Raw genomic sequence first — 15,527 nt, 5'->3', positions numbered from 1 at the left:
GATGGCGCGCAAACCTGACCTGCCGCTGGACGAGGTGCGCCGTTTCCTGGAGCCGGGACCGGTGGTGCTGGTCACGTCCGCCCACGCGGGCGAGCGCGACGTGATGGTGATGGGCTGGCACACGGTGATGGAATTCAGCCCTTCCTTGATCGGCTGCGTGATCTCGTCCGCCAACCACAGCCACGGCCTGATCCGCGCCAGCGGCGAATGCGTGATCAACCTGCCGACCAGCAGCCAGCTCGAGGCGGTGCTGGGCGTGGGCTCGACGTCCGGTGTCGACACCGACAAGTTCGCCGCGTTCGGCCTGACGCCGGAGGCCAGCGCGCTGGTGGCAGCGCCGTCCATTCGCGAATGCCATGCCCAGTTCGAGTGCCGGCTGCATGACGACAGCCTGGTCGAGCGCTACGGCTTTTTCATCTGGGAAGTGGTGGCGGCGCGCGCGGCGGCGCGGCCGCGGCATCCGGAGACGCTGCATTACAAGGGAGATGGCACGTTCATGGTGGCGGGCAAGGTGATCCGGCGTCAGCGCGACGGCTTGAAGTAGTCGCGCCGCTTCAGTGCGCCCGCCAGGTGGCTGCCCTGGCGGCCCGGGGGCGCGCCGGGCATCGTCACCAGCGCGAGGTCGGTGGAAATTCGATGGAGCGACAGCAGGTCGAGCAGCGCCGCAACGAGCCGCCGGCCGAGCGCGATGTCGCCGTCTTCGATCAGCGGCAAGGCGCGGTGCAGCGCCGCCAGGACGACGGCGTTGTCGGCCAGGTGATCGTGCCGACGGTGATAGTCGAGCAATTCCATCATCGTTTCTTCGTGCCGGAATCCCGCTTCGACCATGGCCACGAGCACGGTAAACTCGCGCACGAAATCGGCATCCGGCGTGCGGGCAGGATCGAGCGCACACGCCAGGCGCACGCACAGGCGGCGCCGGGCATGGCGCATGGCGGCGCCGATGGCGCCCGCCCCGCCGCCCGGATAATGGCGAAAGCCCATGGTGTGATCAGTGCGCGATCAGTGCGCGATTAGTGCGCGATCAGCAGCGGCACCGGCGCGCTACCGAGCAGGTCGCGCGTGACGCCGCCCAGGAACCATTCGCGGTAGCGGCTGTGGCCAAAGGCGCCCGTCACCATGAGGCCTGCGTGGACCTCGCCCGCCATGTCGATCAGCGCGTCGCTCTCCCGTGCACGGGTATGCGCGACGGCGACATTGACCTTCACGCCGTGACGCGCCAGGTACAGCGCCATATCCGCACCCGGTTCGTCGCCGTGCAGCTCGGACTGGCGTTCGGGGTTGATCAGCCCGAGCGTGACGCTGCCGGCACCCGCGAGCAGGGGCAGGGCGGCGCAAATGGCGCGCTGGGCCGGCATCGAGCCATCCCAGCCAACCAGCACGTTGCCGGCGATCGGCGCGCCGTCGTAGGCGGTGGCACCACCAATACGGGACGTGTACCGCCCAGTGCCAGGGTCTGCGGCAGGCCATGTTCGACGCCGAAACGATCGTTGGGGTCTGGCTGGCTGACGACGATCAGGTCGGCGTAGCGCGACTGCAGCAGCAGGCCGTCGTGCGTGCTGCCCTCGAACAGGCGCGTTTCGGCGCCGACGATCCCGAGGCGTTGCGCCTGCTCGATGAACGCGTCAAGCCGGATGCGGACATCGTCACGCAGCGCCTCGAATGCGCGGTCGGACAGTGGCACGGCCATGCCGCCATTGAGCACCGCATAGTTGGCCAGCGAGATACCGGTGGCGCCGGCGCCGACGAGGTGGGAGCCGTGCATCTCGGCCAGCACTGCCGCCGCGCGCAACCGGCTGGCCTGGCCCGCACCGCCGTCGACCTGCAGCAGGATAGTCTTGAACATGGTTGACTCCGTTCGTATGGGGCGTGCAACGATGCACGACACGAAAAGCATACGCCCGGCGCGCGCCCATGTCAGGCGCGCGTTTGATGCAGGTCAAGCAGTCAGCACAGCCGCCAATACCATGACCAGGCCGGCCAGCGACACCAGCCACACGAGCGAGCGCACGTACGGAATCCCGGCCGCATACAGCGGGATGTAGACGATGCGCGCGATCAGATACATCCAGCAGCCCCACAGCGTCAGGTCGCCTTCGCTGCCCGACACGTGCGCGATCAGGACGGCGCCGATGAACAGCGGCAGCGTCTCGAACAGATTGGCCTGCGCGCGTTGCAGGCGCGCCGTGACGGGCCGCGGTGGCGGGGCTTCACCGTCGCGGGCGCTGGCGTTGTACTGGATGCCGGTCTCGGCGGTGCGCAGGTTGGCGGTCAGCATGATCTGGACCAGGGCCAGCACCAGGGTCCAGGCCAGCAGGGTCAGTTCGGTCGTCATTGTTGTTTCCTTGTTATGTGGGTAGACGGGAGCAGTGTCGCGCCTTTCCCGTGTTCAGGCGCGCACTGCTGACCGGCCCGCTGGAAGGTCAGGGGCGAGCCTGCCCCTCGCCCAGCAGGTCGCCCCGTGGACGCCCCCACTGGGGCACGGGCGCCGGACATGGCTGGCTGGCCATCGCACCGTACGGCAGCGTCGAGAAATTGTCTTCGCCAGGTGCAGAAAAGCGGATGTCGGTGGCCTTGCCGTCGATCAGCGACGGCACGCGCGCAAAGCGCAGCCACGCGTCGAACTGGCAATTGTCGCGCTGCAGGCCGCGCAAGCCGGCCAGGCTGCCGCCTTCGCGATACTTCCAGGCGAATTCGGCGGGCGCGCTGCCCGGCATGCCGCCAAAGCGGGCGGGGCAGGCGTCCACGCCCGTCACACCCGGCGCCAGGCTCAGCACGCCAAGGCGGATCGCGTAACTGCCGGCGCCGCCATTGTCGGTCACGGTCGCGAACGACCAGCACAGCGGGTTGGACGGGAACGCCGACAACGGCATGTCGAGCACGCGGCTGCCCGGTTCCACCTGGGCCAGTGCGCTGCGGATCTGTTCGCGCGCCAGGTGCCCGGCCACTCCCTGGATGGCGATGAAACCGATGCAGGCGACGATTGCCGTGACAAGGCCGGCGGCGCCGCCCCGGCGCGACGCCAGCGCGACCACACCGGCCAGCACCAGCACGCCAACGAGCGAACCCCACTGCAGGAAGCCCATCGCGAAAAACAGCACAGGCGCGGCGAGCATCAGCCCGGTGAGCAGCGGGCGCAGCACGCGCCCCCGCACCTGCAGCGCCAGCGCCACGCCCAGGGCGGTCCAGAACACGGGTTCGACGATGAACACGATGTCGCCATACAGCCAGCGCGCATCGAGCGGATAGAACGGGTGCACCCCGTACACGTTCAAAAAATCGAATGACAGGTGCAGCACCATGCCGAGCGCGGCCGTGGCAAGAATCGCGTTGCGCGCCGTCCGGTCGCCCTGCATGAGCCGCCGCGCGCCCGGCCACAGCAGCCACATCAGGCCCAGCAGCAGGGCGATCTGCGGCAGCGCGAACAGCAGCGTGTGCGTGTGCCCCCGGTGATGCAGCAGATAACCCAGCGGCGGGGCCAGCAGCGGCGTGAGCACCAGATCCAGGTCGGGGAAATTGCTGGCGAGCGCGCCGGTGGCCAGCAGGACGCGGCGACGGGTGCGCCCGCGCTGCGGATCGGGGTGGGCAGGCAGGGCGCGGTCGACGAGTTCGCCGAGGGCCAGGCCGACGAGGGAGTGGGTCAAATTATCCATTTGCAAAGTTTATCCTGAAAAGCAACACCTTGACCCCAGCCAATGATCACGCACGCGCTACAGGGAAGTGACCTGCCCATTTTTGATCCAGATCAAATTTTTTTCGGAAAGTTGTCCGTACAATCAAAAAATTGCATTAAGGAAATTTTAAGGAGAGCGCAGTGCGTCACAACCAGCCCGTCACCACGACCGAATACCGGTTGCAACCGGGGCAGTCGATCGTCTCGAAAACCGATACCAAGGGCCGCATCACCTATGTGAACCCGAGCTTCGTCGAGGTCAGCGGTTTTTCCGAAGCCGAGCTCCTGGGCAAAGCCCACAATCTGGTGCGCCATCCGACCATGCCGCCCGAGGCATTCGCCGACATGTGGCGCACGTTGCAGGGCGGCGAGCCGTGGACTGGCCTGGTCAAGAACCGCCGCAAGAATGGCGACTTCTACTGGGTCGTGGCCAATGTGGCGCCGATCCGCGAGCACGGCCAGATAACGGGCTATATGTCGGTGCGCACTGCGCCCACGCGCGAACAGGTCGAGACGGCCGGCGCGCTGTACCGCAAGTTTACGGATAACGAGGCGCGCGGACTGGCCATTGTGCGGGGGCGCGTCGTGCGTACTGGTCTGGGCCTGAAGCGTCTGCTGCGTTTGCTGCGCGATGCGCCGCTCGGTCAGCGGCTCGCCTGGCTGATGGGCGGTCAGGCGCTGCTGTTGGCGGCGCTGGGCTTGGCGGCGGGGGGCGGCGTCTGGCGCGCGGCCGCCGGCGTGGGCGCGCTGGCGACGCTGGCGGCCTGGTACGGGCTGCAACGCAGTATCGTGCGGCCGCTGCACGACGCGATCGCCACCGTTCACGCGCTGGCCGGCGGCGACCTGGCGCACCCGGCGCCCACGTCGGCGGCCGGCAGTGGCGAGATGGGCCGCCTGCAACTGGCGCTGCGCCAGTTGACCGTCAACCTGACGGCAATCATCGGCGACGTGCGCGACAACGTCAGCTCGATCGAACACGCCACCCGCGCGATTGCCGCCGGCAATGCCGATCTGGCCAGCCGCACCGAAGCGCAGGCCGCGAGCCTGGAACAGACCGCGGGCAGCCTGGGCACGATCGCCGAGGCAGCAAGCCGCAACACGGACAGCGCCGTGCGCGCCGATGGCATGGTGCTGGATGCAACCACCGTCGCCGGGCATGGCGGTCAGGCCGTCGAGCGGGTCGGCGCGACGATGCAGGAAATCAGCGCCTCGTCGAGCCGGATCGGCGACATCATCGGTCTGATCGACGGCATCGCGTTCCAGACCAATCTGCTGGCGCTGAACGCTGCCGTGGAAGCGGCCCGCGCCGGCGAGCAGGGCCGGGGATTTGCGGTCGTGGCCGGCGAGGTGCGCAGCCTGGCCCAGCGCACGGCCGGCGCCGCCCGCGAAATCACGGGACTGATCGAAGCGTCACGGGCGCACGTGGGCCAGGGCGGCCAGCTGGTGGGCGCCGCCGGCCAGACGATGCGCGACGTGGTGGGCAAGGTGGCGGATGCGGCCGCAATCATGAGTGCGATCACGGCTGCGAGCCGCGAGCAGGCGCTGGAAATCGACGGCGTGAATGCGGCCATGGTCGAACTCGATGCGATCACGCGGCGCAATGCGGCCCAGGTCGAGGAATCCGCTGCGGCCTCGGGCAACGTGGCCGATGAGGCGGCGCGCCTGTCGCTGGCGCTGTCGGTCTTCAAATTCCGGAGCACGGGGAGGGCGGCTACAGCCGACTTGGCCGCGTTTGATGCACCGCATGGATTCATCCGGCATGGATCAATAAGCTGATCGCTGTTGGCGCCGCGTTGCTTCCTGCAACGCGATCATTGCCGCAGTTTGCTGAAAATTTTTGCTGGAGTTGTTCATCATGCCGGGTCACGCCGAAATCCCTCCTGCGGTACGTTCCGCCATCGTCTTTCCTGCCGCCCAGTTCGATGGTGCCTTGCTGGCCCGCCTGGGCAAGTCGGGGCCGCGCTATACCTCGTATCCCACTGCCGACCGCTTCGGCGCCGACTTCGGCCCCGGCGACTATCTCGCCGCTGTCGCAGCGCGGCGCCAGCGCGGCGGGCGTCCGCTGTCGCTGTATGTGCACATCCCATTTTGCGACACGGTCTGCTATTACTGCGCTTGCAACAAGATCGTGACGCGCAAGCACGAGCGGGCCGCCACCTACCTCGATTACCTCAAGCGCGAGATCACGATGCAAAGCCAGCTGTTTGCCGGCATGAACGAGGTCGAACAACTGCACTTTGGCGGCGGTACGCCGACCTTTCTGCTCGACGAAGAAATGGACGACCTGATGGCGCATCTGCAGGCCAGCTTCCGTTTTGCGCCGGATGCTCTTGGCGAGTACGGGATCGAGGTGGATCCGCGTACCGTGTCGCCCGAGCGGGTGCACAGCCTGCGCCAGCAGGGGTTCAATCGCATCAGCCTGGGCGTGCAGGATTTCGATCCGGACGTGCAGCGCGCCGTGAACCGCGTCCAGCCCGAAGCCGAGACCGTGGCCATCATCGACGCCGCGCGCGCCGCCGGTTTCCGCTCGGTGAGCATCGACCTGATCTACGGCTTGCCCAAGCAGACGCTGGTCAGCATGGCGCAGACGCTCGAGAAGGTCATTCAGGCCAGCCCGGACCGCATCTCGGTCTACCACTATGCCCACATGCCGCACCTGTTCAAGCCGCAGCGGCGCATCCTGGAGGCCGACATGCCGGATACCGACATCAAGCTCGGCATGCTCCAGTTGTGCATCGAGCGCCTGGGGGCGGCCGGCTATGTGTATATCGGGATGGACCATTTCGCCAAGCCGGGCGATGACCTTGCCGTGGCCCAGCGCCAGGGCCGGCTGCACCGCAACTTCCAGGGCTATTCCACGCATGCCGACGCCGACCTGGTCGCGTGCGGCGTGTCGAGCATCGGCGCCGTGGGCGCGACCTACAGCCAGAACGCCAAGACGCTCGAGGACTACTACGCGCTGATCGACGCCGGCGCGCTGCCGCTCCAGCGCGGCATCCGTCTGGGCATGGACGACCTGCTGCGCCGCGCGATCATCCAGAAGCTGATGTGCCAGTTCGAGTTGTCGGTCGCCGCCATCGAGCAGGCGTTTCCGATCGTGTTCGCCGACTACTTCGCGGCCGAACTGGCGGCGCTGTGCGAGATGCAGGCCGATGGCCTGGTGCAGGTGGACGACGCGTGGATCAGCGTCACGCCCAAGGGGCGCCTGTTGATCCGCAACCTGTGCATGGTGTTCGATCACTACCTTGGCCAGCAGGTCGGTGGGCCGCGCTTTTCGCGCACGATCTAGGCGCTGCGTCAGCCCCGTACGACGCGCACCACGACCGCCACCAACACGACCAGCACCGCCAGCACGCCCAGCGCCGCCAGGATGACGCCATACCACGGGCGACGCGTGTAGGCACCGCCCGTAATGACCGCGACATAGCGTTCCTGGGCGCGACCACCCCAGACATGCCAGCCCGCCAGCAGGCCGATCGTGGCCGAGACGGGCGGGGCCAGGTTGCGTCCGACGATGTCGCTCACGCCAAGCAGGACGCCGAACGTGACGAAGTAACCCAGCAACATGCAGCACCAGGCCCGCGCTTCGAGAGACTGGTCGTCTTCGCCCAGCGTATCCCAGTTGCACATGTGGATATAGGCACTGAAGGCAGGCGAGAGCAGCAGGCCCAGATACGTCGCCGCGCGCGGATTCCACAGGGGCAGGCTCGCGTCGAGGGTGCAGGCCTTGCTGGGCGTCGTCGGGGGCGCATCCGGTGCGACCTCAAGAAGGGTTTCCACGGCAGTCTCCATTGGTTTCCATATGGAAACATCATGGCCTTGCGCCGATGGATCATCCTTGATGCCGGGCAGGTCACGCCAAGACGCCGCACCAGGCTCTGCGCTGGCCCAAGCGTCAGTCGGCGTCGCCGGCGCCCAGGCGTGCAATGGCGCGCACGTAGACCAGTTCGGCGATCAGTTCGACCAGCGTCTGGGTCACGATGATCGCCGGCAGCAGCGGCAGCGCGCCCGGCACGGCGAGCGCCAGCGGCAGGATCACGAGCGAGTTGCGCGTGGCGCCGCTGAAGGCGACGGCGCGCGCAGCGGGCGCTGTCAGCCGGCACAGCCGCGCGACAAACCAGCCGGCCAGTGGCGCCAGCACTGCGAAGGCAAAGTAGACGGGGATGACGGCCAGCGCGGCTGCGCGCGCCTGACCCAGTTGCGGCAGCACGGACGCCACCACGACGAACAGCACGAGCGCCGTGGCCGGCACCGGCAGCACGCTCAGCACCGCGGCGGCCTGCGCACCGGTGCGCGTGCGCGCTGCCCAATACTGCACGGCGCCCGCCAGTGTTAGCGGTGCGGCGATCAGCCAGAGGAAGGCGTCGATGAATGGCGCCGGCTGGATCAGAGAGGCGGCAGCGTCGCCCAGCAGGATGCGCAGGTAGACCGGCAGCAGCGCCATCTGCGCCACCAGCAGCACGGGCGTTGCCGCCAGCAGGGCGCGCGCATCGGCGCGACCCAGGTGCGAGAACGTGACCACGTAGTCGATGCAGGGGGCGAGCAGCACGAGCAGAACACCAAGCCGGATCAAGGGGTCGGGCGGCGTCAGCGGCAGCAGGCACGCGACCAGCAGGGGAACGACGAGAAAGTTGGTGACCAGGAGCGCGGCCAGGAAGCGCAGGTGCGTGAAGGCGCTGCCAAGTTGCGCCAGCGGCACCTGCAGAAAGGTCACGAACAGCATGAAGGCCAGGGCCGGATTGACGACGGCGGCCAGCCTGGAGGTTGCCGGCGTCAAGCCCGCCACGATGGCGGCCATCGCAACGGCGCCGAAGTAGATGGCGATCTGCCGGTGTTCCAGCTTGTCGCGCAATGCCTGCATGGGTGTGTCGCCTCGTCGGATGAATGGTGGCGGTATTGTAAGATGCCGCTGTCGATCGATCGGGAGAACATGTGCAGTACCGGAACCTCATGTTGTACTGGCTGGCCCTTGGCCTTGGCGGGCTGCTGGCTTTTCGCGTGCCCGGTGTCGGCTTCGCGCTGGGCATCGGCGCGCTGCTGTATTTTGTCTATGCGATTGCCTACTGGCTGATGTTCGTCGTGTTCCTGCACACGCGACCGCGCAGCCGTTTCGTCTTCGGCATGACGCGGCGCACCTTCGCAATCCGCCTCGCCATCGGCGCAGCCGTGGTGTGCATCGGCAGCCTGCTGCTGGGCTGGAAGGTGCTGGCCTGCATCGCAGCCGCGCTGCTGTGTTACTGCGGCGAGAGCGTCTTCAAGGACCGGATGATCACGGCGGCGCGCGGTTACACCGATTGACGGACGATCGTTGTCGGTAGCGCGGTACTTACGCCGTACCGCAACACCCATGTTGTCGATCTGTTTACTTCCATGTTAGATTCTTGACGGCAAAAAGCAGCCACCGCCGACGACAGACAATCACAAGGAAGCCCACGACATGCCATTGACCCGCCAGCGCAGCACGCGCGCCATCATCGCCGCCCTGTTTGTTCCCGCCATGCTTGCCGGGGTGGCCTTGCCGGCAGCAGCCGCGCCGGCGCCCGTCGCGCAGGCCAGCGCGAGCAAACCGGACGCCGCGTTCAACGTCTGGGCCGACCGCTTCGCCGAAGACTGGGTGCGCCTGTCGCCACAATCGGCCACGTCGACCCAGTACTTCAGCGGCGCCGAGCAGGCGCGTCTGGATCGCGAACTGACGCCACTGACCGCCGCGCATCGCCAGAAGGCCGTGGCGCTGGCCCGCGAAGGCCTCAAGCGCCTCGATGGCTTCAAGAACGCCCCGCTGGACGCGACCCAGAAGATCTCGGCATCGGTGATGCGCTGGTCGCTGGAAAACGTGATCGCAAACGAGCCGTTCGAAGACTACAACTTCGTGTTCTCGCAGTTCAGCGGCGTGCAGAATGGCCTGGTCAACTTCATGACCAACACGCACCCGATGCGCAACAAGCAGGACGTCGACAGCTACCTGGCGCGCCTGGACCAGGTGGGCATGCGCATGGACGAAGCGCTGGTGCGCGCACGGGGCGCCGCGGCCAAGAAGCTGATCCCGCCGCGCTTCATCCTCGAGCGCGCGCAGTTCCAGGTCGACCACTTCCTGAAACCCCCGGCGGCCGAGAACGTGTTCGTGACGTCGCTGACCGAGCGCAGCGCCGGGCTGAAAGACCTGACCCCGGAAGCGCGCAGCGCCGCCATCGCCCGCGCCACCAGGATCGTCGAGACGAAAGTGCGCCCGGCCTATGCACGCGTGCAGGCCTTCATGGCCGAGATCCATCCGGCGACCACCGACGTGGCCGGCATTTCGCGCCTGCCGAACGGCGCCGCCGCGTATGCCCGCGCATTGGAAAACTTCACCAGCACCAAGCTCACCGCCGACGAGATCCACACGATCGGCTTGCGCGAAGTGGCGCGCATCGAAGCGGAGATGGACAAGCATCTGAAGTCGCTGGGCCTGAGCGAAGGCGGCATCGAAGCGCGCATGAAGCAGCTCGACGCGCGCTTCCAGCCGAAAGGCGAGGGCGATCCACGCCCGGGCATCATCGCCAGCTACAACGAGATGGTGCGCGACGCCGAGCGCCGTAGTGCGCCGCTGTTCAACCTGAAGCCACGCGCACCGGTCGATGTGCGCCGCGTCCCGCCGATGACGGAGCCGTCGGCCGCGGCCCACTACAGCATGCCGGCGCCGGATGGCACGCGCCCGGGCATCTTCTGGGTGCCGCTGGTCGGCCCGACGTTCCCGATGATCCGCATGCGCAGCCTGTCGTACCACGAGGCCGTGCCGGGCCACCACTTCCAGCTCGCGATCCAGCAGGAGATGAAAGATCTGCCGAAGTTCCGCAGCCAGCGCATCTTCAGCGGCGGTAGCGCGCACTCGGAAGGCTGGGCGCTCTACACCGAGCGCCTGGCGGTCGAGCAGGGCTGGTATGAAGGCGACGTGCCGGGCCTGCTCGGCGCGCTGGGGTCGGAACTGTTCCGCGCCCGCCGCCTCGTGGCCGACACCGGTCTGCATACCAAGAACTGGACGCGTCAGCAGGCGATCGACTACGGCATGGGCGTGCAGGAGACCGAGCGCTACATCGTCTGGCCGGGCCAGGCCAATGCTTACATGATCGGCATGCTGCGCATCCTGGAACTGCGCCAGAAGGCGCAGACCGAACTGGGCGACAAGTTCTCGCTGCCGGCATTCCATGACCTGGTGCTGGGCGCCGGGTCGGTGCCGCTGGATGTGCTGGGTAATCTGGTGGACAACTGGATTGCGGGGCAGAAGAAGGCGTGATGGCGGGCGCAGTGCGTTAGCGCGTTATTTACAGAGTTGGTGTGATGACGACATCCCCGCGCAGGCCTGGCCTGCGCGGGGATGTTTCATTAGCCGCGTATGTTCGCTGACATATGGTCCGACCTGCAATTCTGGATCGAGACATGACGCGCATCCACCGGGCCGAACCAGTCATACACGCTGGCGAAACCGCCAGTGCGAAGGACCCACGCTGTCTTTGTCTTGGTGTTCATGACGATCGTGTGGCGGAAGCCATCTGCCACCTTGCTGTTGTCCCGAACCGTAAACCGAATGAATGATCCAGAATCCGTCATGTCCGGCGCTGTCGCTGCCGGAATCGGCGTTTTAAAACCTGAGAACGAGATGCCATAACGGGTCGATAAAGCCTCGGACAAGGGGCATGCAACAGCCTGGAGTGAACACAGGATGAGCGCAACAGCGACAGCAAGATGTTTCATGAATTCGTTCGTGGTGGTGTCGGGATGACTGCGTTGGATGACCTGAAGCTTAACGCAATCCAGGCGAGCAATGCCCCAATCCAGACGCATAAAATTGGCTCTGCAATAATTTGCAGTCCGGTGGATAAAGCGTGTGGTCCCGGAAGGCCAATTGCCGAACTGAGTGCGACGACCGGCAAGCAGAAGATGGGCACCAGTCGAAACTGCGGTCGTCCCAAGAGCCTCAGTGGACTGAATAAAAGAGTCGCACAGGTTATTAACTTGCACCAGATGAACAGTCTCGACGAGGCTGTTCCGCCGAAGAGGAAATACGGAAGCATGGCGAGCATTCCCAAAAAGAATGCAGCAATGTACCCAAGCCATGAGCGTGCTGACATAGTCGGCCTCCCCAGTGTTTAATAACGACGATTGACCGAACCTGGCCGATTGCCTCAGCGTATCAGATTGCCCGGTAGTAAAAGTCACCCACTGTCACAACAGACGTGAATCGCTCCGAAGCGGGTATCGCAACATGACGTTCAGCGGCGTCCACCACGTCGCTTGCGTACCTGGACCGGACCCAGTGGGGCAGGCCAAAGCTGGAGGTGGTAATGGTCGCTGCCCACAAGCCCATTCGCTGACACGGAGTCAAGCCCTTCAAAGCTGGCACGAACACGGTAAGAAACTGCCGGTAGTTTGATGCGCACTGCGTCTGGAAAATAATCCGTGCAGCCTGCCGCGACGATCGTTCCGGTTTCCACTGCGACAGAGCATTCGACGATGTGATCGAACTTGTCGGCGTCGAGTACCGGCTCTCGCTCCAGGACGGAGATCGTCACGGGCACGTCAACATTCCTGACTGTGCCGATTCCGACAGTACCTGGGGCAACCGCCAGAAGACGTTCGACGGCAGCATCGGTCCAGGCATCAGAGAGGTCGCCGTCGGCTTTCTCGTCCTGAATGTAGAACTGGTGATAATCGGCAAATAACGTGAGCTCGTAGCGACGCATTGGCACCTCGGTCTGATTGATCGACGCATTGCAGTGAATGGGAAACCAGCGCATCTGACTCAAATGTTCGCTCTTGGCGGAACCCGGCTGTTAGCCTCAGCTTGGAAAACTGTCGGTTCGTAATCGTCACTGACTGAATACGAGGCCTGACCCGATCTCAAACGCAGACCCCAATGCTGGGAGTAGTTGCGACATTATCGAACAATCCACTTATATTCTAAAGTTAATTGTTCGCAATAATAAATTGCATACGTAAATACATGTTGCACTAGAACAAGGAATAAATCATACTTTTGTCTAAGACATTTAGATAAAGACCGAGGTTTCCATGTCGGATGTTTGCACAATTGCAGCAATTTCCCTTGATAGTGGCATTTCGAAGGAAGTGTTACGCAAGTGGGAAGAACGCTATGGTTTTCCTGTGCCAGAGCGAGACGCCAGCGGCCATCGGGTCTACGCGGCGCACCAAACGGCACGCCTCAAGCTGATCAAACGGCTGATCGACAACGGCATGCGTCCGTCCCAGCTGGTGCCAATGAGCGAGGAAGCGTTGCAATCGCTGCTCCACGAACAGAGCATCGCGACATCAGTGCCTGCTACAGAATCCCAGGTAGTGAACGAGTTGATGACGCTGCTTGAGTCGCGGGACCGCATCGCTCTGGAATCCCGACTCAGGCAGGAAGTCGGACACCTCGGCCTGGAAAAATTTGTCCTGGAAGTGATGTGTCCGCTGAACGGCGCTGTCGGAACAGCCTGGGAAGAAGGAAAAATCGGCATTCGAGATGAGCATGTGTATTCAGAAATGATACAGGGCTTGATCCGAGAGGCAATATCACAGGTAACAAAACCCGACGGCCGCCCCCGCATGTTGATCACGACGCCATCTGGCGAGCTGCATACGCTGGGCATCCTGATGGTGAATGGTTTGGCATCGCTACACGGCGCGTGCTGCATTTCGTTGGGCCCCGAGACGCCTGTTCAAGAAATACCAATTGCCGCCGCCGATTATCGCGCGGATATCGTCTGTCTATGCTTTAGCGCAGCATTTCCAAAGCGACGGATTCTTCCTTATTTAAAAGAACTGCGCAGCGTGGTACCGCAGAGCATGGAAATCTGGATAGGCGGTGCAGGTGCGACAGGATTGGACCGTTCGCCCAGAGGCATCAGGTTATTGCTGACCTTGCACGATGTGATCGATGCAGTGCGTAAGTATGGCCGGGCAAAGTATTCGCAGCGGTCAAGGCGGCCACCCAATCCGCTGCCATCGAATGCCGAACGCTGATGTGCAGTACTGACATGGCACCGGCGGCCCAAACGCGCCAATGACAATGTAATACAGCTCGATTGAATGACAACGCACTATCCAGGGAGACAGCCATGCGAACCAATATGCCAGTTACCAATTCCGAATACATCCTGAAGGAGACGGAAACGGTTGTTTCCAAAACTGACTTGAACGGAAATATCACGTACGTCAACCATGATTTCTGCAAAATCAGCGGATTTTCGGAAGAAGAACTCATCGGTTCCCCCCAAAACATCGTGCGGCATCCGGATATGCCGGCGGAAGCGTTCAAGGACTTCTGGAGCACGATCAAGGCTGGAAAAGCATGGACTGGCATGGTGAAAAATCGCTGCAAGAACGGCGATTATTATTGGGTCGAGGCCAATGCAGCGCCGATGCTGGAAGACGGCAAAATGGTCGGCTACACATCGGTTCGGGTCAAGCCGAGCCGGGAGCAGGTGGCTGCCGCCGAGCAGGCCTATCGGGCGATCAAGAGTGGCAGCAACGAATTCGAGGTGCACGGCGGCTCGATCGTTGCACGCTCATTCTTCCGGCGCTTCGACTTGCTGGCGATCCTGTCGATCAGGTCGAAAATCATGCTGTCGTCCGGTCTGCTGACGCTGTTGTTCATCGCAAATCTGCTGTTCTCGGCGTCTGGAAACCAGCAATTCGACGCGTGGTCGGTCGCTGCTTCCGTTCTCGGCATCGTCCTGGGACTGGTGTCCGGATTCCTGCTGTACCGCGCCGTCGTCGTGCCACTGCGAAACGTCAAACAGGATATCGAACGAATGAGCGCTGGCGACCTGAGTGCCAGGATCGACGCCAATGGTGACGACGAGTTTGCGCAGATGATGCAAACGCTGCGCGTGCTGCAAACGAATGTGAAGCTATTGGTCGGCCAGATCAAGGAAGCCACCGATGTCGTCAATATCGGTGCGGCGGAAATCGCAACTGGCAATGCCAACCTGTCGGCACGCACTGAATCGCAGGCGAGTTCGCTGGAGGAAACCGCCTCCTCGATGGAAGAACTGACGAGCACCGTCAAACAGAACGCTGACAGTGCACGCGAGGCGAACCGACTGGTTGCGTCTGCCTCCGAAACGGCGATAAAAGGCGGCAAGGCGGTTGGCCAGGTGGTCGGCACGATGGGGTCGATCAGGGAAAGCTCGCGCAGGATCGTCGATATCATCGGCGTCATCGACGGCATCGCATTCCAGACGAACATCCTGGCCCTGAACGCAGCAGTCGAGGCGGCGCGCGCCGGTGAACAGGGCCGCGGCTTCGCCGTGGTGGCCGCCGAGGTGCGCAATCTTGCGCAGCGCTCCGCAGGCGCCGCCAAAGAGATCAAGTCCCTGATCGGCGACTCGGTGGAGAAAGTTGAAGCCGGCAGCAAGCTGGTTGACGATGCCGGCAAGACGATGGATGAAATCGTCACACAGGTGCAGCAGGTCGCCGGCTACATGAGCGACATCACCTCGGCCAGCCAGGAGCAAAGTGAAGGCATCGAACAGGTCAACCATGCGATCACGCAAATGGATGAGGTGACGCAGCAAAATGCGGCGCTGGTCGAACAAGCGTCAGCCGCTGCCGAAAACATGCAGAGCCAGGCAGGAAAATTGACCCAGCTGGTCGACAGTTTCAAACTGGTTTCGGGTGCGCAGACAACGCGAGGCGGCAACGTGCAGCCGGTTGCCAGTGGCTCGCCCACACCGGTTGCACGCAAGCCTGTTGCCGCAATCCGTAAGACAACCCCGAGAAACCCTGTTCTCAGCCTAAGAGGCGCGCGCATGGAGGTATCAGGCTGATTGATGTGGCAGATCTGGCATTCGGACGCAAGCTCAACACAAACACG

Annotated in this window: 17 protein-coding genes; 8 read left to right on the top strand and 9 right to left on the bottom strand. The window is 63.9% G+C overall.

Features of this window, described 5'->3' with window-relative positions:
• Position 1 precedes the first annotated feature (1 nt).
• Entirely contained in the window at positions 2-544 is a 543-nt protein-coding gene (locus AC1MGT_RS02410) for a flavin reductase family protein (protein WP_499502854.1), read from the top strand.
• Here the strand turns inward: AC1MGT_RS02410 and AC1MGT_RS02405 are convergent.
• The 5 genes from AC1MGT_RS02405 to AC1MGT_RS02385 all read right to left on the bottom strand — a co-directional run bounded on the left by AC1MGT_RS02405 (position 523) and on the right by AC1MGT_RS02385 (position 3,653).
• Positions 523-984: a hypothetical protein gene (locus AC1MGT_RS02405; RefSeq protein ID WP_499502853.1), complete on the bottom strand. Its 462-nt coding sequence runs from the start codon at positions 982-984 to the stop codon at positions 523-525. The genes AC1MGT_RS02410 and AC1MGT_RS02405 overlap by 22 nt on opposite strands.
• A gap of 29 nt (positions 985-1,013) precedes the next feature.
• The gene (locus tag AC1MGT_RS02400; RefSeq protein ID WP_499502852.1) at positions 1,014-1,382 is read right to left on the bottom strand and encodes a universal stress protein; all 369 of its coding nucleotides are present in this window, start codon (positions 1,380-1,382) and stop codon (positions 1,014-1,016) included.
• The gene (locus tag AC1MGT_RS02395; RefSeq protein ID WP_499502851.1) at positions 1,286-1,846 is read right to left on the bottom strand and encodes a universal stress protein; all 561 of its coding nucleotides are present in this window, start codon (positions 1,844-1,846) and stop codon (positions 1,286-1,288) included. Before AC1MGT_RS02395 ends, AC1MGT_RS02400 begins: the two co-directional genes overlap by 97 nt.
• A gap of 93 nt (positions 1,847-1,939) precedes the next feature.
• Positions 1,940-2,335 carry an MAPEG family protein gene (locus AC1MGT_RS02390; RefSeq protein ID WP_183553225.1) on the bottom strand — a complete coding sequence of 132 codons (396 nt, stop codon included), beginning with the start codon at positions 2,333-2,335 and terminating at the stop codon, positions 1,940-1,942.
• A gap of 88 nt (positions 2,336-2,423) precedes the next feature.
• A complete protein-coding gene (locus AC1MGT_RS02385; protein WP_499502850.1) occupies positions 2,424-3,653 on the bottom strand; it encodes a metal-dependent hydrolase in 1,230 nt (409 codons plus the stop codon).
• A 161-nt stretch (positions 3,654-3,814) separates the two neighbouring features.
• Here AC1MGT_RS02385 and AC1MGT_RS02380 point away from each other — a divergent pair, with 161 nt between their 5' ends.
• Both AC1MGT_RS02380 and hemN read left to right on the top strand, forming a co-directional pair.
• Positions 3,815-5,449, top strand: coding sequence for a methyl-accepting chemotaxis protein (locus AC1MGT_RS02380; RefSeq protein ID WP_499502849.1), 1,635 nt, complete (start codon positions 3,815-3,817; stop codon positions 5,447-5,449).
• Between the two features lie 79 nt (positions 5,450-5,528).
• A complete protein-coding gene (hemN, locus tag AC1MGT_RS02375) occupies positions 5,529-6,962 on the top strand; it encodes an oxygen-independent coproporphyrinogen III oxidase (RefSeq protein ID WP_499502848.1) in 1,434 nt (477 codons plus the stop codon).
• An 8-nt stretch (positions 6,963-6,970) separates the two neighbouring features.
• On the opposite strand, the gene AC1MGT_RS02370 is transcribed toward hemN, so the two are convergent.
• Together AC1MGT_RS02370 and AC1MGT_RS02365 are read right to left on the bottom strand one after the other, a co-directional pair.
• The gene (locus AC1MGT_RS02370; protein WP_499502847.1) at positions 6,971-7,453 is read right to left on the bottom strand and encodes a hypothetical protein; all 483 of its coding nucleotides are present in this window, start codon (positions 7,451-7,453) and stop codon (positions 6,971-6,973) included.
• Positions 7,454-7,568: 115 nt separating this feature from the next.
• A complete protein-coding gene (locus AC1MGT_RS02365) occupies positions 7,569-8,534 on the bottom strand; it encodes an arsenic resistance protein (protein ID WP_499502846.1) in 966 nt (321 codons plus the stop codon).
• Positions 8,535-8,623: 89 nt separating this feature from the next.
• Here AC1MGT_RS02365 and AC1MGT_RS02360 point away from each other — a divergent pair, with 89 nt between their 5' ends.
• Both AC1MGT_RS02360 and AC1MGT_RS02355 read left to right on the top strand, forming a co-directional pair.
• A complete protein-coding gene (locus AC1MGT_RS02360; protein WP_499502845.1) occupies positions 8,624-8,971 on the top strand; it encodes a hypothetical protein in 348 nt (115 codons plus the stop codon).
• A 139-nt stretch (positions 8,972-9,110) separates the two neighbouring features.
• Entirely contained in the window at positions 9,111-10,943 is a 1,833-nt protein-coding gene (locus tag AC1MGT_RS02355; RefSeq protein ID WP_499502844.1) for a DUF885 domain-containing protein, read from the top strand.
• 89 nt (positions 10,944-11,032) lie between these two features.
• Here AC1MGT_RS02355 and AC1MGT_RS02350 read toward each other — a convergent pair whose 3' ends face one another.
• Complete coding sequence (locus AC1MGT_RS02350; protein ID WP_499502843.1) at positions 11,033-11,401, bottom strand: hypothetical protein; 369 nt, start codon at positions 11,399-11,401, stop codon at positions 11,033-11,035.
• Between AC1MGT_RS02350 and AC1MGT_RS02345 the strand changes: the two genes are divergently transcribed.
• Entirely contained in the window at positions 11,393-11,800 is a 408-nt protein-coding gene (locus tag AC1MGT_RS02345; RefSeq protein WP_499502842.1) for a hypothetical protein, read from the top strand. The genes AC1MGT_RS02350 and AC1MGT_RS02345 overlap by 9 nt on opposite strands.
• Positions 11,801-11,919: 119 nt before the next feature.
• Here AC1MGT_RS02345 and AC1MGT_RS02340 read toward each other — a convergent pair whose 3' ends face one another.
• Positions 11,920-12,444: a hypothetical protein gene (locus tag AC1MGT_RS02340; protein WP_499504244.1), complete on the bottom strand. Its 525-nt coding sequence runs from the start codon at positions 12,442-12,444 to the stop codon at positions 11,920-11,922.
• Between the two features lie 274 nt (positions 12,445-12,718).
• On the opposite strand from AC1MGT_RS02340, the gene AC1MGT_RS02335 reads away from it, so the two are divergent.
• Together AC1MGT_RS02335 and AC1MGT_RS02330 are read left to right on the top strand one after the other, a co-directional pair.
• The gene (locus tag AC1MGT_RS02335) at positions 12,719-13,672 is read left to right on the top strand and encodes a MerR family transcriptional regulator (RefSeq protein ID WP_499502841.1); all 954 of its coding nucleotides are present in this window, start codon (positions 12,719-12,721) and stop codon (positions 13,670-13,672) included.
• Positions 13,673-13,767: 95 nt separating this feature from the next.
• A complete protein-coding gene (locus AC1MGT_RS02330; RefSeq protein ID WP_499502840.1) occupies positions 13,768-15,480 on the top strand; it encodes a methyl-accepting chemotaxis protein in 1,713 nt (570 codons plus the stop codon).
• The last annotated feature ends 47 nt before the right edge of the window (positions 15,481-15,527 follow it).

This window comes from Telluria sp. BA11 (assembly GCF_056680305.1).
This window is presented reverse-complemented; position numbering and strand designations above follow the sequence as displayed.